Annotated in this window: 24 protein-coding genes; 12 read left to right on the forward strand and 12 right to left on the reverse strand. The window is 71.7% G+C overall.

Going from position 1 to position 26,258, the window contains the following annotated elements; all coding sequences use genetic code 11:
* Window positions 1-8: 8 nt before the first annotated feature.
* Together ABEA10_RS19035 and ABEA10_RS19040 are read right to left on the reverse strand one after the other, a co-directional pair.
* Window positions 9-1,025: an alpha/beta hydrolase gene (locus ABEA10_RS19035; RefSeq protein ID WP_345465467.1), complete on the reverse strand. Its 1,017-nt coding sequence runs from the start codon at window positions 1,023-1,025 to the stop codon at window positions 9-11.
* 182 nt (window positions 1,026-1,207) lie between these two features.
* A complete protein-coding gene (locus ABEA10_RS19040; RefSeq protein ID WP_345465469.1) occupies window positions 1,208-2,116 on the reverse strand; it encodes a LysR family transcriptional regulator in 909 nt (302 codons plus the stop codon).
* A gap of 73 nt (window positions 2,117-2,189) precedes the next feature.
* Here ABEA10_RS19040 and ABEA10_RS19045 point away from each other — a divergent pair, with 73 nt between their 5' ends.
* Window positions 2,190-3,131, forward strand: coding sequence for an EamA family transporter (locus ABEA10_RS19045; protein WP_345465471.1), 942 nt, complete (start codon window positions 2,190-2,192; stop codon window positions 3,129-3,131).
* Window positions 3,128-4,219 carry a permease gene (locus tag ABEA10_RS19050; protein ID WP_345465473.1) on the forward strand — a complete coding sequence of 364 codons (1,092 nt, stop codon included), beginning with the start codon at window positions 3,128-3,130 and terminating at the stop codon, window positions 4,217-4,219. Before ABEA10_RS19045 ends, ABEA10_RS19050 begins: the two co-directional genes overlap by 4 nt.
* A gap of 119 nt (window positions 4,220-4,338) precedes the next feature.
* Here ABEA10_RS19050 and ABEA10_RS19055 read toward each other — a convergent pair whose 3' ends face one another.
* The gene (locus ABEA10_RS19055) at window positions 4,339-5,496 is read right to left on the reverse strand and encodes an RNA-guided endonuclease InsQ/TnpB family protein (RefSeq protein WP_345465475.1); all 1,158 of its coding nucleotides are present in this window, start codon (window positions 5,494-5,496) and stop codon (window positions 4,339-4,341) included.
* Window positions 5,497-5,836: 340 nt separating this feature from the next.
* On the opposite strand from ABEA10_RS19055, the gene ABEA10_RS19060 reads away from it, so the two are divergent.
* The 3 genes from ABEA10_RS19060 (at window position 5,837) to ABEA10_RS19070 (ending at window position 9,728) form a co-directional block, all read left to right on the forward strand.
* Entirely contained in the window at window positions 5,837-7,480 is a 1,644-nt protein-coding gene (locus ABEA10_RS19060) for an APC family permease (protein WP_345465477.1), read from the forward strand.
* Between the two features lie 123 nt (window positions 7,481-7,603).
* The gene (locus ABEA10_RS19065; protein ID WP_345465479.1) at window positions 7,604-8,332 is read left to right on the forward strand and encodes a response regulator transcription factor; all 729 of its coding nucleotides are present in this window, start codon (window positions 7,604-7,606) and stop codon (window positions 8,330-8,332) included.
* A gap of 7 nt (window positions 8,333-8,339) precedes the next feature.
* A complete protein-coding gene (locus ABEA10_RS19070) occupies window positions 8,340-9,728 on the forward strand; it encodes a sensor histidine kinase (protein WP_345465481.1) in 1,389 nt (462 codons plus the stop codon).
* Here ABEA10_RS19070 and ABEA10_RS19075 read toward each other — a convergent pair.
* Entirely contained in the window at window positions 9,718-10,692 is a 975-nt protein-coding gene (locus ABEA10_RS19075; protein ID WP_345465483.1) for a TAXI family TRAP transporter solute-binding subunit, read from the reverse strand. The genes ABEA10_RS19070 and ABEA10_RS19075 overlap by 11 nt on opposite strands.
* A 214-nt stretch (window positions 10,693-10,906) precedes the next feature.
* On the opposite strand from ABEA10_RS19075, the gene ABEA10_RS19080 reads away from it, so the two are divergent.
* The 3 genes from ABEA10_RS19080 (at window position 10,907) to ABEA10_RS19090 (ending at window position 12,990) form a co-directional block, all read left to right on the forward strand.
* A complete protein-coding gene (locus ABEA10_RS19080; protein WP_345465485.1) occupies window positions 10,907-12,157 on the forward strand; it encodes a glycosyltransferase 87 family protein in 1,251 nt (416 codons plus the stop codon).
* 195 nt (window positions 12,158-12,352) lie between these two features.
* The gene (locus ABEA10_RS19085) at window positions 12,353-12,562 is read left to right on the forward strand and encodes a hypothetical protein (RefSeq protein ID WP_345465487.1); all 210 of its coding nucleotides are present in this window, start codon (window positions 12,353-12,355) and stop codon (window positions 12,560-12,562) included.
* Between the two features lie 11 nt (window positions 12,563-12,573).
* Window positions 12,574-12,990: a CBS domain-containing protein gene (locus ABEA10_RS19090; protein WP_345465489.1), complete on the forward strand. Its 417-nt coding sequence runs from the start codon at window positions 12,574-12,576 to the stop codon at window positions 12,988-12,990.
* Between the two features lie 141 nt (window positions 12,991-13,131).
* Here the strand turns inward: ABEA10_RS19090 and ABEA10_RS19095 are convergent, their stop codons facing one another.
* The gene (locus ABEA10_RS19095) at window positions 13,132-13,674 is read right to left on the reverse strand and encodes a DUF4142 domain-containing protein (RefSeq protein WP_345465491.1); all 543 of its coding nucleotides are present in this window, start codon (window positions 13,672-13,674) and stop codon (window positions 13,132-13,134) included.
* A gap of 268 nt (window positions 13,675-13,942) precedes the next feature.
* Here ABEA10_RS19095 and ABEA10_RS19100 point away from each other — a divergent pair, with 268 nt between their 5' ends.
* Window positions 13,943-14,524 carry a DUF2243 domain-containing protein gene (locus ABEA10_RS19100; protein ID WP_345465493.1) on the forward strand — a complete coding sequence of 194 codons (582 nt, stop codon included), beginning with the start codon at window positions 13,943-13,945 and terminating at the stop codon, window positions 14,522-14,524.
* The gene (locus ABEA10_RS19105; RefSeq protein ID WP_345465495.1) at window positions 14,524-15,330 is read left to right on the forward strand and encodes a cytochrome c oxidase assembly protein; all 807 of its coding nucleotides are present in this window, start codon (window positions 14,524-14,526) and stop codon (window positions 15,328-15,330) included. Before ABEA10_RS19100 ends, ABEA10_RS19105 begins: the two co-directional genes overlap by 1 nt.
* A 1-nt stretch (window position 15,331) precedes the next feature.
* Here the strand turns inward: ABEA10_RS19105 and ABEA10_RS19110 are convergent, their stop codons facing one another.
* The 4 genes from ABEA10_RS19110 to ABEA10_RS19125 all read right to left on the reverse strand — a co-directional run bounded on the left by ABEA10_RS19110 (window position 15,332) and on the right by ABEA10_RS19125 (window position 20,361).
* Window positions 15,332-16,555, reverse strand: a complete 1,224-nt coding sequence (locus ABEA10_RS19110) for a PP2C family protein-serine/threonine phosphatase (RefSeq protein ID WP_329246893.1) — start codon at window positions 16,553-16,555, stop codon at window positions 15,332-15,334.
* The gene (locus ABEA10_RS19115) at window positions 16,555-17,946 is read right to left on the reverse strand and encodes a hypothetical protein (RefSeq protein WP_345465498.1); all 1,392 of its coding nucleotides are present in this window, start codon (window positions 17,944-17,946) and stop codon (window positions 16,555-16,557) included. The genes ABEA10_RS19110 and ABEA10_RS19115 overlap by 1 nt, the downstream gene beginning before the upstream one ends.
* On the reverse strand, window positions 17,933-18,649 hold the full coding sequence (locus ABEA10_RS19120) for an alpha/beta fold hydrolase (protein WP_345465500.1): 717 nt from the start codon (window positions 18,647-18,649) through the stop codon (window positions 17,933-17,935). Before ABEA10_RS19120 ends, ABEA10_RS19115 begins: the two co-directional genes overlap by 14 nt.
* 131 nt (window positions 18,650-18,780) lie before the next feature.
* Complete coding sequence (locus tag ABEA10_RS19125; RefSeq protein ID WP_345465502.1) at window positions 18,781-20,361, reverse strand: RecQ family ATP-dependent DNA helicase; 1,581 nt, start codon at window positions 20,359-20,361, stop codon at window positions 18,781-18,783.
* 224 nt (window positions 20,362-20,585) lie between these two features.
* Here ABEA10_RS19125 and ABEA10_RS19130 point away from each other — a divergent pair, with 224 nt between their 5' ends.
* On the forward strand, window positions 20,586-21,014 hold the full coding sequence (locus ABEA10_RS19130; protein WP_345465504.1) for a hypothetical protein: 429 nt from the start codon (window positions 20,586-20,588) through the stop codon (window positions 21,012-21,014).
* A 128-nt stretch (window positions 21,015-21,142) separates the two neighbouring features.
* On the opposite strand, the gene ABEA10_RS19135 is transcribed toward ABEA10_RS19130, so the two are convergent.
* Both ABEA10_RS19135 and ABEA10_RS19140 read right to left on the reverse strand, forming a co-directional pair.
* On the reverse strand, window positions 21,143-22,369 hold the full coding sequence (locus ABEA10_RS19135; protein ID WP_345465506.1) for a choice-of-anchor Q domain-containing protein: 1,227 nt from the start codon (window positions 22,367-22,369) through the stop codon (window positions 21,143-21,145).
* 120 nt (window positions 22,370-22,489) lie between these two features.
* Window positions 22,490-24,364 (reverse strand): serine/threonine-protein kinase, encoded by a 1,875-nt coding sequence (locus ABEA10_RS19140; RefSeq protein ID WP_345465508.1) that lies wholly within the window; start codon window positions 24,362-24,364, stop codon window positions 22,490-22,492.
* 240 nt (window positions 24,365-24,604) lie between these two features.
* On the opposite strand from ABEA10_RS19140, the gene ABEA10_RS19145 reads away from it, so the two are divergent.
* Complete coding sequence (locus ABEA10_RS19145) at window positions 24,605-25,249, forward strand: cutinase family protein (protein ID WP_345465510.1); 645 nt, start codon at window positions 24,605-24,607, stop codon at window positions 25,247-25,249.
* Window positions 25,250-25,331: 82 nt separating this feature from the next.
* On the opposite strand, the gene ABEA10_RS19150 is transcribed toward ABEA10_RS19145, so the two are convergent.
* On the reverse strand, window positions 25,332-26,216 hold the full coding sequence (locus ABEA10_RS19150) for a MurR/RpiR family transcriptional regulator (protein ID WP_329246913.1): 885 nt from the start codon (window positions 26,214-26,216) through the stop codon (window positions 25,332-25,334).
* Window positions 26,217-26,258 lie beyond the last annotated feature (42 nt).

The raw sequence follows: 26,258 nt of genomic DNA on the forward strand, positions 1-26,258 counted from the left end.
TGGGCTCCTCAAGGGTGAGAGACGACGGCCATGAGACGCGGCAGCACATTGACCAGGTCGTTCTTCCAACAACCGAAGTCGTGGCCCCCGTCGCAGCGTTCCGGCCCGTAGCCGTGGCCGTCGCCGTAGTCGTCGAAGAAGTGCGGGATGCCGGCGGCGTTCAGCGATCGGTGCATCGCCCAGGCCGTGTCACGGAGGTTGCTCTCCACGAATCCGCTGAAGGGGTCGGCGATCGAACCGCCGCCGGTGTAGATCGCCAGGCCCATGCCGCGCAGCGACGCGACGTGCCGCACCGGGCTGGCCGCCCGCCACCCGCCGTCGAACCCGGCAAGTGGCGAGCCGAAGATCGCGTCGGCCGCGACCGGTGGTCCGGAGTTCGGCACGACGCCGAGCTCCTCGCCCACGATCGTGACGCGTACCGCCGGGTGGAGCAGGTCCAGGGCCCCGGAGAAGCTGGCCGCGTACGCGAACAGGCGCGGGTGCCGGGCCGCGTAGTGCATCGCGCCGAAGCCGCCCATCGACAGCCCGGCGATCGCACGCCCCCTGCGGCTCGCGATCGTGGACAGGTTGTCGTCCACGAACGGGATGAGCTGGCCGACGTGGAAGGTCTCCCACCGCTGCGGCGCGGAGCCGCGCGAGTGCGCCCAGTCGGTGTACCAGCCCTTGAGCCCGCCGTCCGGGATGACGGTGATCAGCGGCCGGCCGGCGGTGAGCTTCTCCGCGTCTCCGTCGGTCAGCCACGAGTCGGGTCCGTCCAGCGCGCCGTGCAGGAGGTAGAGCACGGGGTAGCGTTCGGCCGGACGGTAATGCGTGGGTAACAGGACATGGACGCTGTGGGCTCCGGCGACGGCGGTGCTGGTGACCGTCAGGTCGATGCGGCGGGCGTCCACCCGGTGCTCGGCGGTGACGGTGATGCCGTGACCGCTCCGCATCGCGGGCACGGAGGCGGCGGCACGGACCGGAGCGGAGACGGCGCCGAGTCCGGCAAGGGCGAGAACGGCCCCGATCAGCGATCTCCTGCGCATGGGACGGCTCCTCGCGGGTGGGTGGCTCGCGGCGACACCAGATCGCTCCGCGTTCTATGAACATCAGTGTTCACCACGAACAGTTATGTTCATATAACCTCGGCCGTATCCGCGTCAACACGTGCGCGCGGTCGGGTCCCACGTGAACGATCGGCCGGTGCCGCGGCCGTACGGCGCCGGGGTCAGGCGGCGCGGTGGGCGGCGACTTCGCGGAGGGCCTCCAGGCCGTGGGCGATGGGGGGCTGACGGTCGCTGCCCCGGCGGACGCAGGTGATGATCCGGCGCGACGGTACCGGCCGTCCTCGCAGCGGCACACGGACGACCTCGTCGCCGGGCGGCAACGGCGCGAGCCGCGGCACCAGTGCCACCCCGAACCCGGCCGCGACCAGGGCCGAGACGGCGAACCACTCGTTGGCGCGATGGACGATGCGGGGCGTGAATCCGGCCGCGGCGCACGCGGTGAGCATCAGGTGGTGCTGGTCGGGGCGGTCGGGAGAGCCGATCCAGGACTCGCCCGCCGCCGCGGCCAGTTCCGCCGTGGAGCCGGCGGCCAGCGGGTGCGCCGGCGGAACGAGCAGGTCCTGCGGCTCGTCCAGCAGGGGCCGCTGGTCGAAGCGCGGGTCGTCCGGCGGCGGGCCGTCCGCGGTCGGGATCACCACGGCGATGTCCGTACGGTGCGCCAGCAGCAGCGCGAACACCTTCTCGCTCTCCTGCTCGGCCATCCACACTTCCAGCCCGGGATGCTCGGCGCGCAGCCGTGCCGCCGCCGGGGCGACGAGGGCGGCCAGCGCGCTGGAGACGGCGGCGAACCGCACCTCGCCGGAGACGCCCCGGCGGTGCGCGGCGAGGTCCGCCCGGGCGTGCTCCCACTGCGAGAACAGGGTGTCGGCGTGGTCGAGCACCGTGTACGCGGCCGGTGTGAGGCGGACGCGCCGGCCCTCCGCCTCCAGCAGTCGCACGCCGAGGTCCTTGGCGAGCCCGCGGAGCTGCTGGGAGACCGTCGACGGCGTGAGGTGGAGGATCTCGGCGGTCGCGGTGACGGTGCCCTCCTCGCGCAGGACGCGCAGTGTTCGCAGGCGAGGGTCGATCATGTGGCCATTCAACACGAATCCCTGCGATATCTGTCGATGGACGCGAATGGTGGGGCCTTCACAGACTGCCGCCATGAGACGTCAGCGGCTTCCGGGCGTGCCCGCGCCCGTTCTCGTCCTCGGCAGCGTCATCGCCGTCCAGACCGGCCAGTCCCTGGGGAAGGGCATGTTCGGGCAGGTGGGCGCGCCGGGGGTCATCACGCTGCGGCTCGGGTTCGCCGCCCTGATCCTGTTCGCGCTGTGGCGCCCGCGTCCGCCGCGCCGCGACGCCCTGCCCCTGATCGCCGCTTTGGGAACGGCCATCGCGGGCATGCAGTTCATCTATCCGGCGATGGAGCGCCTGCCGGTGGGAATCGCCTCCACCGTCCAGTTCCTCGGGCCGCTCGTGCTGGCACTCGCCGGCTCGCGGCGCCCCGCCGACGTGCTGTGGGCCGGCCTCGCCGCGGTGGGGGTGGCGATGATCTACCGGCCCGGAGGCGGCCCGGTCCCACTCTCACCGGCGGGCGTCGCTCTCGCGCTGACCTCCGGCGCGTTCATGGCGGCCTACCTCGTGCTGAACAAGCGGGTGGGCGCCCGCCGGGCGGACGGGTCCGACCTGACGTGGGCGGTGGGGTTCGCCGCCCTCCTGGTGCTGCCGCTCGGTCCGGCGTTCGACGGCACGGCCCTGTTCCGCGGTGACGTGCTGCTCGCCGGTGCCGGAACCGCTCTGGTCTCGGCCGTGGTCCCGTGGTCGCTCGACCAGGCCGCGCTGCGCCGCCTCCCGGAACGGGTCGTGGCGGTGATGGTGAGCCTGGAGCCGGCCGCGGGGGCCGTGGCGGGACTGCTCGTACTGGGCGAACACCTGAGCTCACCGCAGTGGTTCGCCGTCGCCTGCGTCAGCGCCGCCTCGGCCGGCGTGGTCGTGACGGCGCGCGACCGTTCTTCACCCGCGCCGGGTGCGGCCGGGGGCGGCGCGCGGAAGGTGCCGGGCGACACTGGCCGATCGCCCGCGTGCGAGGGAAGATCCCTGACATGACCACACTCGGCTCGCCGGATCAGGTCCGTGGAGGTTCCCGCCGTGACGTGAGGGTCGGCGTGGCCGGGGTCTGCGTGCTCGCGGTCGTGCTCGTGGGCGGTCTGCTCTGGGCGAAGTGGCTGCCGTACACGGACAAGGCCCGCGGTCTCGGCCGGACGCGCGCGTGGCCGGGCGGCGCCATCTTCGCGTCGTCGGGCGATCCGGGAGCGGCGCCGTCGTGGTCGGGGGCGTGGGAGTTCACGACGACGTACTTCCAGGCCGTGTGGCGTGCGGCGGTGGTGGCCCTGCTGGCGGCGGCCGCGATCGACGCCCTGGTGCCGCGGACGTGGCTGCTCGCGGTGATGAACCGCCGCTCCCGGCTCGGTCAGGCGCTCGCGGGCGGTGTGGCGTCGTTGCCGAGCCTGATGTGCACCTGTTGCACGGCTCCGGTCGTGGTGGGCCTGCGCAGGCGCGGGGCGACGGTGCCGGCGAGCCTCGCCTACTGGGTGGGGAACCCGGTGCTGAACCCCGCGGTGCTGGTGTTCCTGTTCCTGGTCGCACCGTGGCAGTTCGGTGTCGTGCGCATCGTCGTCGGAGCGGCGCTGGTGTTCGGGGTGACCGCGTTGGTGGGCCGGCTGACCGGCGCGCCCGCCGGGCGGGCGCTGCCGGTGGAGTCGCCGGCGCCGCCGGATCCGGTGCGGCTGCGTGACCTCCCGCTGCGCTATCTGCGGTCGCTGGTCCGGTTCGCGCTGGTCCTGATTCCGGAGTACGTCATCGTGGTCCTGGCGGTCGGCGCGCTCAGCGGCTGGCTGTCGGACTTCTCCGGTCTGGGCGCCCGGCTGGGCGTTCTCGCGGTGGTGGTCTGCGCGGTGATCGGCACCATGCTGGTGATTCCGACGGCCGGCGAGATCCCCGTCGTACTGGCCCTGGCCGCGGCGGGCCTGGGCGCCGGTACGGCGGGCGCGCTGCTGATCACCCTGCCGGCGTTGAGCGTCCCGTCGATGGTGATGGTGGGACGAGCGCTGTCGTGGCGTGTCACCGCGGCGATGGCGGGCGCCGTCGTGGTCGCGGGCCTGGTCTCCGCGGCACTGCTCTGGGCGCTGTGGTGAACTGGCGGCACGTGGCCGTCACCTTGTCAACTTGACCCGGTCCTTAAGGGTCCTGAAGGACCGGGCTTGGAGGTAGCTCCCGGCTGGCTGCTGGGTGGGCTCCTCCGTCCAGCACCCCTCTATGGGGTGGCGGGGACGCGTGACTCACGCCCCGCAATCCACACAGCCTCGCCCTTGCGGGCGATGTTGCGGGAGGCGTTCCGGTCTGCGTGGGCAACGACCCCGCAGTTTTGGCAGCAGAAAACCGATTGGCTGACCCGGTTCTTACTGTCGATGTGGCCGCACTCACAGCATTGCTGTGAGGTGTAGGCCGGATCGACGAAGACCACGGGCACGCCGGCCCGCTGGGCTTTGTAGGTGATGAAGTCTGCGAGCTGGGCGAAGGCCCAGGAGTGCAGCGTGACCCGTTGGGGCTTGCGGAGCCGTACCCTCTGCCGGATCCCTGTGAGGTTTTCCAGGGCGATTCCGGATGAGGTGCGTTCAGCCTCGGTCACGATCGTCTTGGCGATGATGTGGTTCTGGTTCGCCGCGTGACGCTTTTCCCTACGGCTGCGTTTCTTCAGCAGCCGCTTGGCGGACCTGGTGCGCTTCTTTTGGAGCTTGCGGCGTAGTTCGAGCTGCCGCCTGCGATGCCGGTTGAGTCCCCGCCCAGCGGCCTGGTAACCGGTCGAAGTGGTCGCGATGGCGACGATGCCCAGGTCCACGCCGATGAACCGCCCAGGCTCGAACCGCTCGGCCTCGGGCACCTCACACGTGGCGATCAGATAGAACACCCCATCACGCCGAACCAGATCCGACTCACCCTGCCGATGGGCCTGCAACGTCTTGAGCGCACCCGCCGAGCAAGCGAACCGGACGTTCTTCATCCGGCCGCCGGTGGTCCACACCGACACGGTCCCGGCGTCGTACTGCCACGACAAACACCGGTCATCGTAGGGTTGCGCCGCCTCCGGGCGGAACACGATCGGCTTGGTCTCGGCCTTGACGCGACGGCGAGAGCCGGGCCTGCCGAGGTTCCCGGCGCGGATGTTCGCATTCAACGTGGTGTAGGCGTCACGGACCTTCTTGATGACATGCTGGGCGGCCTGTGCGCCCAGGTCCCGCGACTTCAGCTCGCCATAGGTGTGCTTGCGCAGCTCGTACACGTGCGGCACACCACGCTCGAACGCCACGGCCGAGACCCAGTTCGCCGCCTCGTTCACCACGTGCAGGGTCCGCTCAAGCGCCAGCGCCTGCCCGGCATCCGGCATGAGTTTCACCTGCACCACGACCTTCACAGAAGGTGACTGTAACGTTCTTCTGTGTCACACAGGGGGAGAATCTCCCGATAACCACAGGGGTAACAGCATCGCCTACACCTCGCATACCCACACTTGGTCTTCAGGCCCCGAGCACCGGTCCAGGCGGCGCTAGCGTGCCGCACGCGAGGGAAGTGATTCCTCCCGGCCCTAAAGGACCGGGGTTCCTCGCTAGACCATGCTGAAGCCGGGCGAGCACGAACCTCAGATCTAGCTCAAAGACCTTGGCCCGTCTCCGTGGCCGGGAGCACCCTTCTCTCAAATCGCGCGCGAGGCTCCTGCGGTCCCGACCGCACCCGACGAGAGGGAGGTAACCCGCATGCCGAATGTGGCACGCCCGGAGCGGGCGGGAGTCGGCGGCGATTATCACCGGCGGCTCGGTACGTTCTCGCTTCTCATGGTCGGGCTCAGCTCGATCATCGGCTCCGGCTGGCTCTTCGGATCCTGGAAGGCCGCCAAGGTCGCGGGGCCGGCGGCCATCCTGGCCTGGGTGATCGGCGCCGGCATCATGATCCTCATCGGCCTGGCGTACATGGAGCTCGGCTCCCTGTTCCCCAAGTCCGGCGGAATGGTCCGCTACGCGCAGTACTCCCACGGCTCGCTGGTCGGCTACATCGGCGGCTGGTCGAACTGGGTGGCCATCGTCTCGGTCATCCCGATCGAGGCCGAGGCGTCCGTCCAGTACATGAGCTCGTGGAAGTGGCACTGGGCGAAGGGCCTCTACGACGGCAAGGAACTCCACCCCACGGGACTGGCGATCGCGGCGCTCCTGGTCGTCGTCTACTTCCTCATCAACTACTGGACCGTACGGCTGTACGCGATGGCCAACGGCTTCATCATGGTCGTCAAGTTCGTCGTCCCGGCGCTGACGATCGTGGGGCTGATCGCGTCGGGGTTCCACGGCGGCAACTTCTCCGACCACGGCGGCTTCGCGCCGTACGGCTGGGCGGCGGTGCTGACCGCGATCGCGACCTCGGGCGTGGTCTTCGCGTTCAACGGGTTCCAGAGCCCGCTCAACATGGCCGGTGAGGCGCGCAACCCCGGCCGCTCCGTGCCGCTCGCCCTCATCGGCTCGCTTCTCCTCGCCGCGCTCGTGTACGTCGGCCTGCAGACGGCGTTCGTCGGCGCGGTCCCCGGCCACCTGCTCGGCCACGGCTGGTCCGGCGTCGACCTGAACTCACCGTTCGCGGACCTGGCGATCGCGGTGAACCTCAACTGGCTCGCGGTCACCCTGTACGCCGACGCCTTCATCTCCCCCTCCGGCACCGGCATGACCTACACGGCGACCACCGCCCGGATGATCCAGGGCATGCACGAGAACGGGTACTTCCCGCGGATCCTCGGCCGGGTCCACCCGAAGTACGGCATCCCCCAGCCGGCCATGTGGTTCAACCTGGTCATCGCCTTCGTCTTCCTGTGCCTCTTCCGTGGCTGGGGCACCCTGTCGGCGGTGATCTCGGTCGCCACCGTCATCTCGTACGTCACCGGCCCGGTGTCCGTGGCGGTGCTGCGCCGGACCTGTCCGGACCTGCCCCGGCCGACGCGGACGCCGGCCCTTCGGGTGATCGCACCGGCGGGCTTCGCGTTCGCGTCGCTGCTGATGTACTGGTCGAGGTGGCCGCTGACCGGTGAGGTCATCGGCATCATGGCGATCGGCCTGCCGATCTACCTCTACTACGGCTTGCGGCAGCGGTTCGTGGGATGGGGCCCGCACCTGAAGGCCGGCGTCTGGCTGATCGCCTACCTGGCCTGGATGGCGCTGCTGTCGGCCCTGGGCAGCGACCGGTTCGGCGGGCACGACCTCATCCCGTACGGCGTGGACATGGCGGTGGTCGCGGTCGGTTCGCTGGCGTTCTACGTCTGGGGCGTCCGCAGCGGCTGGGCCGGCCCGTCGCGCGAGGTGGCCGGGGAGTCCACTCGGGCGAACACCGCCGAGGGCGAGGAGTTCGCGCCAGTGGCATAACGGACGAGGCGCCCCTTTCCCCCCGGAGAGGGGCGCCTTGCACGGCGCAGAACGGGCGACGCGTCCCCGAAGGGCGGGCGGACGGACCGCCGGTCTCACTAGAGTCGGTCCGGAAGGAGGGCCATGCGGCTGCTCGTGGTGGAGGACGACGTACACGTCGCGGCGGCGCTGGCGTCGGTGCTCCGGCGGCACGGCTTCGAGGTCGACCTGGCGCACTCCGCGGCCGACGCGCTGGAGCGGCTCGACGGCGGCCCCGACGTGGTGCTGCTCGACCTCGGCCTGCCCGACCGCGACGGCTTCGACCTGTGCGGCCGCATCCGCGCCCTCCGCGACGTCCCGGTGATCATGGTGACCGCGCGCGCGGACGTGCGCTCGCGGATCCACGGGCTCGACCTGGGCGCCGACGACTACCTCGTGAAGCCGTACGACGTCGGTGAGCTCATCGCCCGCATTCACGTCGTCAGCCGGCGGCGCTCCCCGGGCAACGGCGCCGGCGGCCAGACCCCGCCGGGCCCGCGTCCGGCGCAGGCGCTGTGCGGCGGCCGGATCGAACTCGACCGGCTGCGCCGTTCCGTCAGCGTCGACGGCGCGCCGGTGGCGCTCACCCGCAAGGAGTTCGACCTGCTCGCGGCGCTCGCCCGCGAGCCCGGCGTGGTCTTCCGCCGCGAACAGCTCATCAGCGAGATCTGGAACACCAGCTGGCAGGGCAACCACCGCACCCTGGAGGTACACGTCGGGTCACTGCGGTCGAAGCTGGCACTGACCGGCGTGATCGAGACCGTACGCGGGGTCGGCTACCGCATCGTCGCGGCGCCCGAGCGGCCCGCCGGACGCCCTCTCCCCCTCCGCTGAGCCCACCGTGCGCGCGCGACTCATCGGGACCCTGATCACCCTCATGGTCTGCATCCTGCTCGCCCTCGGCGTTCCGCTGGGCACGAGCATCGTCCGTCAGCACCAGGACGCGCTGTTCCAGGACCGCCTGGATGACACCGTGCGGTTCGCGGCGCTGGCCGGAAACGCGGCCCCGGGCATGCCCACCTCCACGCTGAACACCGAACTCACGCGCTACCAGCAGGTGTACGGCATCGCGGCCGCGGTGCTGGACCGGGGTGGCCGCCGACTGGTCGCCACGCCCGGCTACCCGGGCGGCGACGCCGGCGACGTCTCGGCGTTCCTCCGCCAGGCGTACGCCGGACGGCACAGCGCCGACCCGGCCGTGATCTGGCCCTGGAGCGACCGCTCGCTCACGGTGGCCGCCCCCGTGATGCAGTCCGGGGACGTCGTGGGCGCCGTGGTGACCGTCTCACCGACCCGGCGGATGCGCGCCGCCGTCCTGGACCGGTGGCTGGTGCTCTGCGGTGCGGCCGCCGTCGCGGTCCTGCTGTTCCTGCTGCTCGCCCACCGCCTGGCGACCTGGATGCTGCGCCCGGTGCGGGCTCTCGACGCGGCCACCCACACCATCGCCATCGGTCACCTGGACGCCCGCGTGACGGCCGCGTCCGGCCCGCCCGAGCTGCGCCGTCTCACCGCCTCGTTCAACGGGATGGCGCAGAAGGTGGAGGACACGATGGAACGCCAGCGCGCGTTCGTCGCCGACGCGTCCCACCAGCTCCGCAATCCGCTGTCCGCGGTCATGCTCCGGCTGGAGGACCTGGCCCTGACGCTGCCGCCGGGCCGGGAGGAGGAGATCCAGAACCTCCGGAGCGAGGCACGCCGCCTGACCGCCGTCCTCGACGACCTCCTCGAACTCGCCCTGGCCGAACAGCGCGAGGGCGCCGTCGAACGCTTCGACGTGGTCGCGCTCGTCGAGGAGCGGATCACCGCCTGGCAGGTCGTCGCTGACCAGCGGGACATCGCCGTGATGCGCGTCTGGGGCGGGCCGGTCTGGACGGTCGCGGATCCGACCGCGCTCGGCAGCGCCTTCGACGCGGTGATCGACAACGCGCTGAAGTTCTCCCCGGCGGGCTCGGTCGTGAGCGTGACGGTCACCGGCACCGGTGACCCCGTCGAGATCGAGGTGACCGACGACGGGCCCGGGCTGCCCCAGGAGGAGCTGGCCCGCATCGGCGACCGGTTCTGGCGCAGCCCGCGCCACCAGAACGTGCACGGCTCCGGGCTCGGGCTGGCCGTGGCGCGTACGCTCCTCGCCGCCTGCGGGGGCCGGCTGGACATCACCACCGCCGACGGAGGCGGCCTGTCCGTGACGATGGCGGTGCCGGCGGATCATTCCCCGGCCGTCACGGTTTGACGGACCGGTAATAGTGCAGGGCGCCCGGGTGGAGCGGGATCGGCTCGGTCTGGATGGCGTCGCGTACGTCCAGGTGCTCGGCCGAGGGCACCTCGGCGGCGACGGCGTCCCGGTCGCGGATGAGGATCTCGGTCAGCCGGTAGGCCAGCCCGTCGTCCAGTGAGGTCGTGGCCAGCAGGAAGTTGGCCAGCGCGAGCGTGAGGGTCGCGCCGACGCCGTCGTAGGTGCCGTCCGGAATCGCGGCGGCGCGGTAGTACGGTCCGTAGCGCTCGCGGATCGGTGCAGCGAGCGCGCCGAGCGCGAGGAGCCGGATCGGCACCTGACGGGCGAGCAGCGCGATGCCGGCCGTCGGCAGTCCTCCGGACCAGAAGAAGGCGTCGATGCGCCGCGCGCGCAACGCGGCGGCGGACTCCTCCAGCCCCATGCGCACCCGGGTGGGACGCCGGCCGGAGGTGAGGCCGGCGGCGTCCAGCACCCGCCCGGCCACGAGCTCCACGCCCGAGCCGGCCGCGCCCACCGAGACCGTACGGCCGCGCAGGTCCTCCATCGATCGGATCGGGCCGGAGCCCGCAACGACAAGGTGGATGTAGTCGTCGTAGAGCCGGGCCAGCGACCGGAGCGTACGGGCCGGGGCCGCCGCTCCCACGGCGTCCGCGGCCACGAAGGCCAGCCGGTCGCGGCCGGAGGCCAGGCGGCGCAGGTTGTCCACGGACCCGGTCGTGGACTCCACGGACGGGCGGACGCCCGGCAGGCGGCGGCCGATGCGGGCGGCCAGCGACCGGGCGTAGCGGTAGTAGACGCCGTCGACGGCTCCGGTGGCGATCGGCAGCGGCCCTTCGCGGTACGACGGCTCCCCGCCCACCAGCGCACATCCCGCCGGCAGGCACAGCGCCGCGAGCAACACCGCCCGGCGGGCCGGAGAAGAGCCGGACACGGCCGTGGCGACGCGCGGGAGTGAGGGCATGCGACATGTTCTCACCCCGGCGCGTGGCCGGAGGGTCACCGTCGGTGTCGCGGAGCCGATGTCGTGGCCGCGCTCGGCATACCCCCACCGCGCGTCCCGATCCGGCGGGCGGCGGCTCCGCGCCTGCGCGAAGCCCGAGGGCACGCTGAGAGTTGGCTGTAAATCCGCAGGTCAGCGGCGATATGGCCGCTGAGCTGTGGCAATCTGTCCGGTAATGGACCACCCCGTTATCACCGCATCCGTCCTGGTCGCCGGGCTCCTCCTGTCCGCCTTCTCCCTGTGGCGCGGCTGGCGGCCGTCGCTGGGCAGGGCGCTGGCCGTCGGAATCGCGCTGCGCCTGTTCTTGCTCATCAGCGCCGCGGCCGACTCCTGGCAGCCGCTCGACTTCGCGAACGGTTTCAAGGCCGCCGGGCAGGCCGTCCTCGCGCACCAGGATCCGGTCGTCGCCACCCACGGGTCGTGGCACTTCCTGCCGATGATCCCCTACCTGTACGGCCTGGGCCTGGGGGCGGGACTGCCCTGGGAGATCGCCGGACGGCTGGTCACCGTGGCCGCCGACATCGCGCTGATCCCCCTGGTGGGGAAGCTGGCCGGCGGTCGGAACGCCCCGGCCGCCCGGTTCGCCTACGCCTGCAACCCGATCGCGCTGATGGTCTCGGTGATCCACGGGCAGATCGAGCCGGTCGCGCTGGCGTTCCTGGTCGCGGCGTACGTGCTGGCGCGGGGCGGCCGCGGCGGCTGGGCCGGGGCGATGTTCGGCTTCGCGCTGTCGACCGGATCGTGGCCGGTCATCCTGCTTCCGCCCCTGCTGGCGCTGCTGCCCGACTGGCGCGAACGCCTCCGCGGCATCGTGATGACCGGCGTCGTCCCGGTGTTCTTCCTGTTCACCATGCCCCTCGTACTGAAGGTGAGCTGGTCGGACCTGCTGAACGTGGCCCGGTATCTCGGCGGCGTACGACCGGTCGTGGGCGAATGGGGCTGGACGGCGTGGATGACCGGCGGCAACTGGGCGCTGGCCCCGACCGCCGCCGGCATCGGGCAGGTCGTCCTGTATGCCACCCTGCTCGCGGTGATGTGGCTGTGGCGACGCGCCGACCGCGTCGACATGACCTCGGCCGTCCTGCTCGCCTTCATGATCGTCACGCCGCGCATGGGCGCCCAGTACCTGCTGTGGTTCGTGCCGTTCCTGATCGCCCGTCCGACCAGGTTCAGCCGCCCCGCGATCGCGCTCGCCGCCCTGTGGGCCGGGCTCGGCTACATCTACCTGACCCACTTCGACGACGTCGGCTGGTGGCAGAACCACCAGTGGTGGTCCAGGAGCTCGATCGCCGTCATCGCCCTGCTGATCCTCGCCATGCCCTGGAACCGCCGCCGGCCCGCCGAGCCGACCGAACCGGCGACCGCCGAGCCGGAATCCCTCGCCGACGCGGCACCGTCGCGTACGACGTCCGAGGCGGCGAAGTGAAGCGACCAGGTCATCGCCTCCACTCCTGAGGCGGGCCAAGGAACAGATCTTCATCGCGCCGTTCGCCTACCCGTTCATGGGCCGGGCGCCGGCGGAGCTGCTCGTCCTCGGGGCGCCGGCCCGTCGCCGTGCTCGTCGCACCCGCCGCCATCCCTCCTGTGGACCCGCGACATTCCGGCGACGACCGCGGTCGCGGTGGCCGTGGGCGCCGGCTGCGGACTGGCCGGCGTGCTCATCTCCACCCGCTACGACGTCGCCGCCGGCGGCACCGTCACCGGGACGCCGTTCGCCGTCTCACTCGCCGCGACCGCCGCCCGGAACGCGGTCGCCCGCCATGTTGGTTCGCGTGTCGCGCGGGTAGCGCGGAGCAGCCCCGGCGGTGAACGCCGGGTCCGCGAGACGTGAAGGAGGAGACCGTGACGACCGCACGCGAGATCATGACCGGCGGGGCCGAGTGCGTACGCGACTACGAGTCCGTTCTGGTCGCGGCGGAGAAGATGGCCGCACACGATGTGGGCGCCCTGCCCATCTGTGGCCGGGACGACCGGCTGAAGGGGATGCTGACCGACCGCGACATCGTCGTGAAGGTCCTCGGCGCGGGCCACGACCCGGCGGCGACCAAGGCCGGTGACCTGGCTCAGGGCGAAGCCGTCACCATCGGCGCCGACGACGACGCCAGGGAGATCCTGCGCACCATGACCGACCACAAGGTTCGCCGCCTCCCCGTGATCGACGGGCACACCCTCGTCGGAATCGTCGCCCAGGCCGACGTCGCCCGCGCGCTCCCCGACCCCCAGGTGGGCGAGCTGCTCCAGGCCGTGTCCACCGACTGAACCGGCCGGCCCGGGCTCCGGTCGACGGGGTACGCGACCGTCCACCGGCCCGGGCAGGCTCCCGCGGCGGGCATCTGGGCCCTGGAGGACGCGTCTCAAAGCCCCGCTGTCTTTGAGACGCGCCCTACGCGGGCGTTCGGCTCAGCCGGTGGGCGCCGCCTTCCGCAGGGCCGTCAGGTGCTTGCGCAGCACCGGGAGCGTGCTCTGGGCGAGGTTCTTCACCTGCGGCTCGGCGCCCTGGGCGATCTCGGTCTGGGTCTTGCTGATCATCTTTTGGTGGCCGGTCATCATGGTGGAGACGAAGTCGTGGTCGAACGTCCCACCGGACTCGTTGGCGAGCCGGCTCGCCGCCGCGGCGTCCGCCGGCGCCGCCGACGACGGCAGCGTGATCTTCAGACTCTTGGCGACCCGCGCCACCTGGTCGTCCGAGGCGACGTGGTCGGTGACGATCATCGCGCCGACGGACCGTATCGCCGGGGTGGTGCCCTTCTTCTTCGCCAGTTCGCCGGCCTGGATCTCGGCGAGGTTCGCCTGGTGGAGTGCTGCCAGCCAGGTCCGGTCGCCGCCGGTCGCGGACGGCGTGCCGGTGTCGGCGGCATGGACCGCGCCACCTCCCGTCGAGCACGCCGCGGCGCCCGCCAGCGCCAGAAGCGCGATCGTGAGCCGGCCCGAATGTCGCTTCATCTGTCTGCCTCCTCACCCGCAGGCGCCGACCTCGTCGCCGTTCCGGCGGGTCGTCGCGCTGCCGCGTGGCCGTTCGGGCTCTGCCACCGCCCCGCCCTACCCGTGACCCTCCGCCCCATGCGGGCCGGGGCCGACATGCCCCTGACCGGCCGGTCCGTACGCCATCGCGGCCCCCGCCGTCGGCTCTTCGGCGTTATACCCGTCCGGCGGTTGGCCGCTCGTTCACCGGGTAGCGGCCCAGGGGAGAGCGTTGATCTTTACTCTCCCAATGCCGGGCGAAAGGGACATGATGACCGCCGCTACCGACCAGGTCAGGGCGGGTGCGACGCCGGCGAGCCTCCAGCTCCCGGGGATCGTGCTGGGCGTGGGGCTGGGCGGGTTCGTCGACGGCATCCTGCTGCACCAGTTGCTGCAGTGGCACCACATGCTCAGCAGCACCGATACCGACAACATCGGCGTGAAGTACTACGACCCCCACACCGTCTCAGGGCTGCAGATGAACACGGTCTGGGACGGCCTGTTCCACGTCGTCTGCTGGCTGTCGGTTCTCATCGGACTGGCCATCCTCTACTCCCGGGTCACCCACCGGCGGCGCCGGGTGTGGACCTCCCGGGTGCTGTGGGGCTGGATACTCGTGGGCTGGGGGCTCTTCAACCTCGTCGAAGGCCTCCTCGACCACCAGATCCTGGGCATCCACCACGTACGGACCGGTCCCCACCAGCTCTGGTGGGACATCGGCTTCCTGGTGCTCGGCGCCGTGCTCCTGCTGGTCGGCTACCTGGTCCAGCGTTCCGGCACGCCCTTCGACCCCGAGCCGGACGGCGCCCGCGACCGGCCGCGGAGCTCCTGATGCACGACCACCCGATGCCCGCGCATCACGACGGGTCGTGGCAGGCCGTTCCGGCCGTGACCGTCGTCGTGCTGCTCGCGGCCGGCTACCTGCTGCTCGTACGGCGTGGCGCCCGGCCGGCCCACCGCTCGCGGGACCGGTGGCGCACGGCGGCGTTCCTCACCGGATGCGCCGTGCTGGCCGCGGCCCTGCTGCCGCCGATCGCCCCGTTCGCGCACGAGGACTTCCGCGGGCACATGCTCCAGCACCTGCTGATCGCCATGTACGCCCCGCCGGCCCTGGTACTGGGCGCGCCGGTCAGCGTGCTGCTGCGCGCGCTGCCCGCCCGGCACGCCCGGCGGCTGACCGGCGCCCTGCGCGGCCGGCCGGTGCGGGTGGCGGCCCATCCGCTCATCGCGCTGTGCCTCAGCACCGGCGGCCTGGCCGTCCTCTACTTCACCCCGCTGTACGACGCCACGGCCGCGCGACCGGCCCTGCACTGGCTGCTGCACCTGCACTTCCTGCTGTCGGGCTGCCTGTTCGCGTGGGTCATCGCCGGGCGCGACCCCGCGCCGGCGAGACCCGGCGTCCGGGCCCGGCTGGTCGTCCTCGGCGTGGCCATCGCCGGGCACGCCGTCATCGCGCAACTGCTGTACGGCGGGTTCCTCATCGACGTCAACGCCCCGATCGCGCAGGTCCGCGGCGGCGCGGAGATCATGTACTACGGCGGGGACATCGCCGAACTCCTGCTCGCCGCCGCCCTGGTCGCCACGTGGCGTCCGACCCGGACCGCGCGCCGGCAAAGGACCGCGCCGTCGCTCCCGTGACTCACAGGGTGAGGCGTTCTTCGGGGTCGGCAGGCATCCACTCCACGAGAACGACCGTGGCGTCATCGCGGAGGCGTCCGTGCTGATGGTCCAGGATCGCCTGGTTGAGACGGCGCAACGTCTCCGGAGCGGCGAGGCCTTCGGCGCTGTGCCGGATGATGAAGTCGCTCAGGCCCGTCACTCCCAGCTCGCGACCGCTCTGCGCGCGTGCTTCGAGGACACCGTCGGTGAAGAGGAGCACCCGGTCACCCGGCTGGAGCTCTTCGGTGTACACGGTCGGGGACATGGGCTCGCCCGTGTCCCCCAGGCCGAGCGGCAGCCACGGCTCGCGGACGAGCTGCTTGATCACCATGTTGTCGCGGATGAGCAGCGGCGGAGGATGACCGCAGGGGATCCAGCTCAGCTCGCCGGTGTCCATGTCGAGGTCGCACAGCAGCGCGGTGGCGAACCGTGACTCACCGAACTGGCCGGCGATGGCGCGATCCGCCTGCGCGACGCTGTCGGACAGCGTTCCACCGGCACGGCGCGCGGCCCGGCTGGAGGCCATGGCGACGCTGGAGATCAGACCGGCGGTCAGGTCGTGGCCGACCGAGTCGAACAGCGAGAAGTACAGGTGATCGCGGAAAAGCGAGTGGTCGAACGCGTCCCCTCCGACGTCGTACGCCGGCTCCAGGCTCGCGGCCAGGATGACCCTTCGGGTCGCGAGCGTCCGCGGTGGCATGAACGCCCAGGCCATCTCCGCCTGAATCGCCATCTCGCGGCGCCGCCGGAGCCGCGCGTAGATGTCGCTGGAGACGTACTTGCTGGTGATGATCAGTGCGGCCAGCGAGGCCAGCATGCGGCATCGCTCCAGCTCCGCCTGGTCGACGTCCGCGTCGTCGCCCGGGGACACGACCTCCATGACGCCGAGCCGCTCGGTGCCGTCGAGAAGGGGAATCCACAGGCGGCGCTCTCCCTCCGCCAGGGTGCTCCGCACACTGGTCGTCTGGTAGGCCTCCCCCGCCGGTGTGGAGACGATCCTGAGCGCCGGAGGCGTACGGCCGGAGGCACCGGCCATCGGCCGCAGCCGCTGCTGCTGGAGATCGACCAGATAGAACCGGACCTCGGAGATCCCCAGCGGGCGCACCGCGTCGGTGAACTCGGCCGCCAGGTCCGCGGGCACCAGCAGGTGTGAGCGCTGGAGCAGCTTCGCGAGCGCGTCGACGATCGGTGCGTCTTCGGCCATCAGGCCGACCAGCCGACGTCGTCCCGCTTCTCCAGGAACTCGTCCACGTCGGCGACATCGAGAGGCCTGGCGGGCATGGGGACCCGGTGCCGGGTCCGGGCGAGCTCGCGATGGGCACGGGCGAAGACGGCGAAGTCGCGCGGGTAGGCACGGGCGTCGACCCCGGTGAAGACGCCGACCTTCCGCGCCCGGTCGAGCACGCGGCCCCAGTCGTCGATGGACGCGAGGCCGACCGACTCGACGCCGTGGGAGAACAGGATGAGCCGGATCTCATCGTACGGATCGGCCTGGTCGAGGTGGCGCAGCAGTGCCTGCCGGGACGGCTCGGTGTTGAAGACCGTCCAGAACGGCACCGATCCGGTGCGCAGGGTCCACCAGGGCTCGACCAGCAGAAAGTTCTCCACCAGGAGCCGGTCCGGCGCGATGCCACGGCGCCGGTACCAGTCGCGGTACAGGTCGGCGACGACCGGGCTGAGGTCCTCCGGCGCGTCGAACCGCAGCCGCCGCAGAGTCGCACCCGCTCGGGCGGCGACGTCGCCGAGCGAGTCCAGCAGACCGTCCTGGAAACCCCACTCGGCCTCCGGGCTCACCCCGTCCGGTTCCGGGGCGTCCCACCGGTCGTACGGCGAGCCGTACCGCGCGAGGAACTCCGCCACGCGCGGGCTGCCGTGCCGGAACTCCTCCGCCGTCGCTCCGCCCAGCGCGCCGTGCTGGAACACGTGCCGCTCGCCGATCCGGGTGGTGGGCCAGCTCAGCCCGCACTCGACACTGATCACCATGCCGCCGGGCGCCAGGCGCTCGCGCAGGAACCGCTCGTACGCCTCGGGCAGCCGCCGCCACTTGACGCGAAAGTAGGACATGCCGGCCACCATGAGGCGGTCCTGGTTCGCGTCGTGCATGTGGTGGAGTTCGAGGTCGGGGTTGGCCCGCAGCAGCGCGCGCCCGGCGTCCCGGTGCGTGCGCAGCGCCTCGGCGGGCCGGTCGGGATGGCCGCCCCGGCGGCGCACCGGGATCAGCAGGGTCTGCGGCAGCCAGCAGGCCCCCAGAGCGGCGGCCAGGTGCGTCATCGCGCCGTTGGACGACCCGACGAACACCGCCGGATAGCGCCGCCGCGAGTATCGGCCGACGACCCACTCGGCGAGTTCGTCCGCGCGTACCTCGCCCATGCGGTCGGCCGGGAGCGCCTCGGCCCAGCCGCTGGCGGCGTACGCCTTCTCCTGAAGCCGGCGGGGCAGCCGGTTCGCCGCGCCGAGCAGCGCGGCCACGAACGGCTCGGCGGCGCCCGGGTAACGCGCTAGCAGCGGAGCGTCGCGACCGCGCAGGTACTCACCGAGTACGCGCAGCATGCCGGTGGCCGAGTCGAAGTCGGCGATCTGCTCATCCGCTCGCATTGGCGTCCTGCCGTACGAACTCGGTGACGAGGGCCGCGAGCGCCTCCGGCGCACGGAACGGAACCGTGTGCGGGCTGTCCGGCACCGTCGCCAGCCGCGCCCGCGGAACCAGCCGGGTGACCTCCTCCGCCCACGGCCGCGGCACCAGCGCGTCGCGCTCTCCCCGGACGACGAGCGTCGGCACGGTGACGGCCGGCAGGCGGTCCTCCATCCGGTCCCGCAGCGACTCGCCGAACGTGAACAGCACCCGCCGGGTACCGCAGTCGCGGTAGTCGGCGAGGTTCAGCGGAACCATCCGCGGGCTCTCGCGTACGGCGTTGCGCAGCCACCGCACGATGGTGCGCGGCCACGTGCGTCCCATCGGGTCGATCGTCGGCCCGACGAGGACCAGCGACCGCACCCGGCCCGGATGACGCACCGCGACGTCGGTCGCCACCTGGCAGCCGAACGAGCTGCCGAGCAGGCATACCGGCGGCAGCTCCACCGCCGCCAGCCAGTCCGCCAGCGCGTCGCCGAGCGCGGTGAGCCCGAGCGGCTCGGCCGGCCGGGGACTCCGCCCGAAGCCGGGAAGGTCGACCGTCCACGTCTCAACGCTCTCCCCCAGCCGCTCCACCAGCGGAAGCAGCGGCCGGCTCGAGACCCCGGCACCGTGCACGCACACCACCGGCGTCACCGCCGGGGGCCCGGTACGCCACGAGGCCATCCGATATCCGCCGGCCGCGGAAAGGCTCCGCCGCATGGCGTCGGACCCACGCGGCGTGCCGGATGTCTCCACCTTCGGTTCGGGCATCACACACTGGCATTACCCAGGTCCACGGAGCCAAACGGGCGGTGTCAGTCGCGCACCGGGCGGAGCAGGTCCGCGCCGGCCACGGTGTCCTCCAGGAGCTCTTTGTAGCCGACGTGGTCGAAGACGACGGTGAGCCGGCCGTCCTTGTAGCCCAGAAGCGTGCCCCGGCCCCAGTCCCGGTGGTGCACCCGCTCGCCCGGCGCGTACGTGGCGTCCTCCTCGTCCGCGGGGGTGGACCAGCCGGCCTCGCAGTTGTCGCACCGGCCGCAGGGGTCCTGGGTGAACTCGCCGAAATAGCGCAGCAGGAACCGGCGCCGGCAGTCGGTCAGCTCCGCGTAGCGCCGCATCATCTCCACGCGCGAACGCTCGATCGAGCGGTGCCGTTCGGCCGCCTCGACCGCGGCGGCCGCGGCCTCGGCCGGTGCCGGAGCGCCGGGCACCGGCTCCACCCGCCGGCCCAGCCGGACGGCGCCGGCCGACTCCAGCAGGTTCAGCACGCCGCCGAGGCGGCGTCCCGAGATCTCGGCGCGCTCGGCCAGCTCCCGGCGTGAGACCGGCCCGTCGGCCGCCTCCGCCACCCGGGCGAGGAGGTCCTCGTCGGGCCGGCCGCCGGCGAAGAACCGCTGGAGGCCCAGGTCCTCGGCCCGGTAGCAGCAGACCGCGGTGGCCGGCTCGCCGTCGCGACCGGCCCGGCCGATCTCCTGGTAGTACTCATCCAGCGACCCCGGCGCGGAGGCGTGCACGACGAACCGTACGTCCGGCCGGTCGATGCCCATGCCGAACGCGCTCGTCGCGGCGATCGTGGCCCCGTCCATGAACGCCCGCTGGGCCGCCTCGCGGGCGCTCTTGCGCATCCCCGCGTGGTACGCGGGCACCCCGAGCCGTTCCGCGTACGCCTCGGCCTCCCGGCGCGTCGCCGCGTACACGAGGCCGGAACCGGGCAGCTCGCCCACGAGCCGTACGACCGCGTCCTCCTTTCCGCCGGCGTCGTGGAAGCCCGGCACCGCGAGCCGGATCTCCGGACGGTCGAACCCGGACACGAAACGCGCCGGATCGCGGAGCCCGAGCCGCTCGACGATCTCCTCCCGTACGGGCGGCGCGGCCGTCGCGGTGAGCGCCGCCACCACGGGCCGGCGCGGGAGCCCGTCCAGCACCCCGCCGATCCGTAGATAGTCCGGACGGAAGTCGTGCCCCCAGGCGGAGACGCAGTGCGCCTCGTCCACGGTGAGCAGCACCGGCGGCGCCTCGCGCAGCACCGCGCGCACGTCGTCCCGGACGAGTTGTTCCGGGGCCAGGAAGACGAACGCCGGCGCCCCACCGCGCAGCAGGCCGTACGCCTCGCTCCGCCGCTTCTCCCCCGCCGTGGCGTTGAGCGCGACCGCCGGGAGCCCCCGCTCGCGCAGCCGCCGGGTCTGGTCCCGCTGCAGCGACACGAGGGGCGAGATCACCACCGCCGGACCGCCGAGCGCGACCGCCGCCGCCTGGTAGATCACCGACTTTCCGCCCCCGCTGGGCATCACCACCAGGCCGTCCCGGCCCGCGACCAGCGTCTCGGCGGCCTCTCGCTGCGCAGGCCGCAGCTCGGGAATGCCGAACACCTTCTCGGCAAGTCCAGCGACATCCACCCGCGAGGCCATCGCCCGGAGCCCTACCCCGCCGTCGAAGACCTAGCTGTTCTGCCCGTGAGGCTGAGCCACCGGGCTCGGGCGTGGCGGGCGATCGGTCGATGTTCCATCCATTAATGGCGAGTGGACTGCGTTGATACCGGTCTTTAACCGGGCGTGAACCGGTTGAGCTTAGCTTTGCCGGGTCCTGGGCGTCACGGGATCGCCGAACTCGTCTTCCTGCGATGCCAACCCAGAGGAAAGTGGGGAAAGCGATGCGATGGAGATCCAAGACGCTTCGCAGGGTCGGTGGCAAGTCGGCGGTGACCGTGGGAGCGCTCGCCTTGGCAATGGGGACGGGAATCGCCGTCGCCGGACCGAGTCAGGCGGCCGTCACGAAGTCCTGTAGCGGATGGACGTGGAGCAATCCGGATTCGCGCTACGGTTCGGTCATCGACTGGAATCCCATTCACAGCGGCCCGTACGCGGCGTGTTCCGTCGTCGCCACGCCCGGCAAAGGCCGGACGGTCTATTACCACTGCTTCGTGGTAAACGCCTACAACAACTCCTGGACTCATGTACGGATCGCCGGGACCTCCACACAGGGATGGATATACGACGGGGATCTCGACAACGCCGGCAGCTGGGACGAGTGTCCTGACAACGGCCGCTGACGGGCCGTCGGCGAAATCGTTCATCGCAGGCTCCGGTCCCCGCGTCGTGCGCGGGGACCGGAGCCTGCGTACGCTTCCGGCGATATCGCCGAAGAGATCGGAAATTCGCGGCCTGGCCGGTTACCGGGTCAGCCCCTGCCCGGCGCCGAGGCGGTGGTGAGCTCGTACGGACCGATGTCGGCGGCGTGGCCCTGGGGGCGGGAGACGCCGTCGTAGTCGGTGTCCGGAACCGCGGAGCCGGCCGCGTCGACGCACGGGCTGGACGCCGTGAGGTGGTAGTCGCCGGTGCCGTCGCTGCGGTAGTCGACCAGCTTCGGGTCCTCGGTCACGGTGCCTGAGCTGTTCGGCGGGGTGAACTCCTCGCTGCTGTCCCTTCCGTACGTGCCCTTCTTGTTGCCCCGGAACAGGTTGTCGTGGAACTCGTTGTGCTCGCCGTTCGCGTCACTCCGGACGTTGATGCCGAACATCGCGTTGTCCAGCACGATGTTGTTGCTGATCACGAACTTGTCGGCGGTGCCGTCGACGCCGCCGGTGATGAAGATTCCATGGTCGGCGTTGGCGAACGACAGGTTGTTGGTGATCGTGGCGCCGGTCGCGTTGTGGTTGAACCGGATGCCGCTTCCGGAGCTGTTGTAGGTGATGTTGTTCTGGATGACGTCACCGGCGCCGGACGGGTAGATGCCGTGGATGTACTCGCACTCGCGCGGGTACGGGCCGATGTGGTCGACCCGGTTGCCGATGAACGCGTTGTCCGGCGACGACGCGTCGTCGCCGATCCCGTCCCCGCCCGGGCTGCCGTTGCAGTCGCCCGAGCCGATCTCGGTCCTGATGTCGTGCACGTGGTCTCCCTGGACGATGTTGTGCTCGCCCCACGTCAGGATGCCGCTCCAGGCGCCGCCCGCGCTGGTGACGTCGAAGCCCTCGATGCGGACGTAGTCGCCCCGGTTCTCGAACGGGATGGCGGACGAGGCCGGCGCGATCTTCGCCTTCCAGCGGTGATCGGCGACGAACGTCAGGTAGCCGCCGGCGTGCCCGCTCGCCTTGTTCACCACGGCGTCCCTGTACGTCCCGTCCGCCACGTGCACCGTGGCGCCGCCGCTCGCCACCTTCACGTTCTCGGTGGCGTGCTGGATCGTCGCCCAGGGGTGGGCCCGCGATCCGTCACCGGTCGCGTCGTCGCCGTCGGTCGCGACGTAGTACTGGTCCCCGGGCACGCCCGCGCTCGGCGCGTCCAGCGAGTCGGCGAGCGCGGCCGTGTCCTGAGGCGTGTCGACGCCGGTGGCGACCGCGGCCACCAGCGCGAGCGCGGCCAGTGCCGAGGCCACGACGCGGGCGGTTGAGGATTTCCGAGACATGGGCGACCTCCGGGATGGGTCAGGTGGGAGCAGCCCAGATATAGAGGAAATAGCCGGTCACCGGCGGAAATGCTTGTTCGCCGAACAAAGCACTAACAACCGAACAACCGAACGCCAAGCTCAGCGGCAGGTGGCCGTGACCGTACTGGCGGCCTCGATCTCGTGCTCGGGATAGTCGTCGTAGATCTGCAGGTCGATGGTGCCGTTCTTGGTCGCGCCGAACGTGATGGTGATGGCCCGGCCGCGATTGGCCCGCTGGTCGGTACGGATATTGCCGCCGATGCGGTGTTCGTCCGTGTGCTTGCCTGGAATCGTGTCCCAGGCCTGATAAATGACGTTACTGGCGGTGACGACGTCCGAAGCAGGGACGTCGATGCGGAACGTACAGGTCTTGCCGACGCCCGGGTAGAAGATCCAGTTCGCCCCGTCACCGCTGCCGGTCGTGCGGTGGATCAGGGCGTCCCCACAGCCGGCCGTGCCGCTGCCCGCCAGCGGATTCCAGGAGCCGGTGGTGTCCATCGCCACCGCCTTCCCCGTCGAACACGAGGGCCCGGATCGCGCCGTCCACGCGCCCGGAGCCGCCCCGCCCGGGCTCGCGGCCCCACCGGTCCGTGCAGGTGCGCCGGACGGGCGCGCGGCGTACAGCGCCACCACGACCCCGGCGGCGACCAGGACGACGGCCGCGACGGCCCCGAGGCGTACGGCCGTGGTGCGGCGGGCCGCCGCCCGCGCGAGCAGCACGGACATGTCGTCGGCGGAGCGCCGGACCGAGGTGTCCAGGGAGTCCGGCAGCCAGCCCGCGCGCATCGGCCGATCGGCGCAGGCCTCGACGATCTGGTCCGGCGTGGGCCGGCGGGCGGGGTCCTTGTCCAGGCACCGGGTGATGAGCGCGCGAAGCCCGTCGTCGTGGCAGTCGAGCGCGGCCGGATCGGGATCGGTGTGGATGATCCGGTACAGCACCTCGCCGGTCGTACCGTCGCCGAAGGGCAGCACACCGGTGGCGGCGTAGGCGAGGACCGAGCCGAGCGCGAAGACGTCGGAGGCCGCGGTGACCTCGCCGCCGCCGGCCTGTTCGGGCGCCATGAACGGCACCGTGCCCACGCTGGCGCCGGTCTGGGTCATGCGGCTGCCGTCGTCCGCCTGGGCCACCCCGAAGTCGATGACCTTGGGGCCGGTGGCGTCCAGCAGCACGTTGGCCGGCTTCAGATCGCGGTGGAGCACGCCGGCGGCGTGGACGTCGGCGAGCGCCTCGGCGATGCCCGCGGCCAGCCTCATCACCACGTCGGGCGGCAGCGGCCCGTCGGCGTTCACGGCGTCGCCGAGCGAGGGACCGGCGATGTAGGCGGTCGCCATCCACGGCGCCTCCGCCTGGGGATCGGCGTCGATGACGGCCGGCGTGTACGGGCTGTCGACCCGGCGCACGGCGGCGACCTCGGCCGCGAACCGCCGCCGGAAGTGCGCGTCCTCGGCCAGATGGGGGCGCACGACCTTCACCGCCACCGGGCGGCCGGTCTTCGACACCGCCAGGTAGACCTGGCCCATCGAACCGCCGCCCAGGCGCCCGAGCAGCCGGAACGGCCCGACCTTCGCCGGGTCGGACCGGGTCAGCGGCGCGACCGGCACCGGCGGTGTCTCCGCCTCGGGAACCTCCTCCGCGGACGCCTCGGAGACCGCGGCGCCGGAGCCCGGTGAGGCGGCGCCGGCCTCACTGATCAGGTTTGGATGCGCGGCCTGGAGCTCGGCCCGCAGGCGCGACCAGCGCTCGCGCCACTCGTCGACGTCGCCCTCGCACGCCGCCACGAAGGCGCTGGTGACGTCCCAGGTCGGCAGGCGCTGCCCCGAGGCGGCGACCGACAGAACGGACGAGGAATAGTGCGCTTTGCGGGCGAGCTCGCGATAGGTCGGCGCTCCGGGCGCGTTGTCGCGCAACTCCCGGAGTTTCAGCGCGAATTCCCTTAGCGGCCCGTCGGGAACCGGGGCCTCTCGCCTGCCCATCGCCACCTCGATCGTGGGGCCGACGCCCCCTCGGCGGGAAATCGCGACAGCATCCTAGAGCCGCCGATCACGGTGCGGTATCCCGGAGCACTGACCGGGAAAGGCCGTTCCACGACCATTCATCCGACCGGCCGAATGATCGCCGTGTCATCGGGATGTCATCGGATGGCATTAGCGTCTTCCGCGCGCGTCGAAGAACCGGTCGCACAAGCCGCGTAACCGTCACGAGCGGGAGGTTCAATGCGCAAGTTCTCAACCCTGCTGGCCGGCCTTGTCGCGCTGGCGGGCATCAGTCTGCCGGCGGCACCGGCCGCACAGGCCGCCTCCTGCGGAGGCACCTACACGATCGTGGTGGGCGGCACGGGCGACCTCAACAGCACGATCTACTCCGGCCATGTCAGCCAGCGTGTCGGGTACCCGGCGGTGCCCGTCGGCGCCGCCGACCGCCAGGGCGTGAACGAGCTGAACCGGCTGATCCGCGACCACCGCAACGAGTGCCCGGGCCAGCACGCCAAAGTGGTCGGATACTCTCTCGGCGCCGTGGTGGTCCACACCTGGGTCACCGAGAACTGGCGGACCTTCGGCAACGTGAACGCGATCCTGCTCGCCGACCCCAAGCGCGCCGCCGGACCGGGTGCCGCCGGGGCCGCGGCCCACCCGGCCATCGCTCCCGTCGTCGGCGCACCGCTCGCCGGCGCCGACGACTACTTCGGCGACGTCCCCGTGCTGACGATCTGCACCGACGACGTGATCTGCGACGCCAACGCCTCCTCGGGACTGCCCGGCTACCTGTGGGAAGGCAGGCACGGCAACTACAACTTCAACGTCGACGTGTACACCGACGACGCCCACGGACAGTGGTTCAACGGGGTCTACATCCCCTGACAGAAAACCTCCGTCACTGGAACCAGGTGCCGGTCGGCCTTCGCCGACCGGCACCTGTGCCGTACGGCCCGGCGGGCGGCGCTCAGCGTGCGGTCGCCGTACCGGTGATGCCGGATCTCAGCCGCTCGAGGAGGAGCGCGTGCTGAGCCGCCTGCTCCGACCGCAGGGCGGCGATCTCCATGGTCAGCGCCTGTGCCAGCACGAGCGGCGCGAGCGTCTCGCTCGCCGCGCCCTCCCCGCTCGGCGGCGTGGTCAGCACGATGTCGGCCCGGTTCCGCACCTCACGGGCAAGCGCCTCGGTGATGACCACGCTCGTCGCGCCGACGTCCCGCGCGCGGTCCAGCGCCACGCCGATCTCCCGGAACATGCGCAGCGGCGCGAAGACCACGAGCGCCCAGCCAGAGGCCAGCGTGGCCAGCCGGTCGGCGAGCCGGATACCGCTGTTCGCGGTGGCGACCGCGGTCATGCCCAGCCGGGTCAGGGCGATCGCCAGGTGCTCGGCGACCGTTCCGGCCGGTCCGAGGCCGAAGCAGAGGATCCCGTCGGCGGCGTCCACGGCCTGGACGCACTCCGCCCAGCGGTCGTCCGGTAGCCGCGCGGAGAGCTCGCGCAGGGTGGCGATGCTGTCCCGCCGCACCCGTTCGAACACGCTGGTGGTCGCGGGGGCCACCGCCTCCACCCGGGCGGCGAGCTGGGTCGTGAGGTCCTGCCGGCGCCGCAGCTGGTCGACGAGCGAGGCGTGCATCTCGCGCAGGCCCTGGTAGCCCAGAGCCTTCACCGTGCGCAGGACCGTGGCGTCGCTCGTGGAGGTCATCCGGCCGAGTGCGGCGGCCGACGCGACGACGGCCCGCTCCGGGTGCCGCCGGATGTACTGCGCCACCCGGAGTTCGGAGCGCGTCAGCTGACCGGCGTGCGCGGCGAACCGCTCGATGAAGCTCCCGTGTCGCGTCAGTTCCGTCGGATTCACGACAAAGAGTATGCAGCATCTGTTGTGTCAACTACTTTTCAG

It is taken from the genome of Actinoallomurus oryzae (assembly GCF_039541955.1).
In the GTDB taxonomy this organism is placed as follows: Bacteria; Actinomycetota; Actinomycetes; order Streptosporangiales; family Streptosporangiaceae; genus Actinoallomurus; species Actinoallomurus oryzae.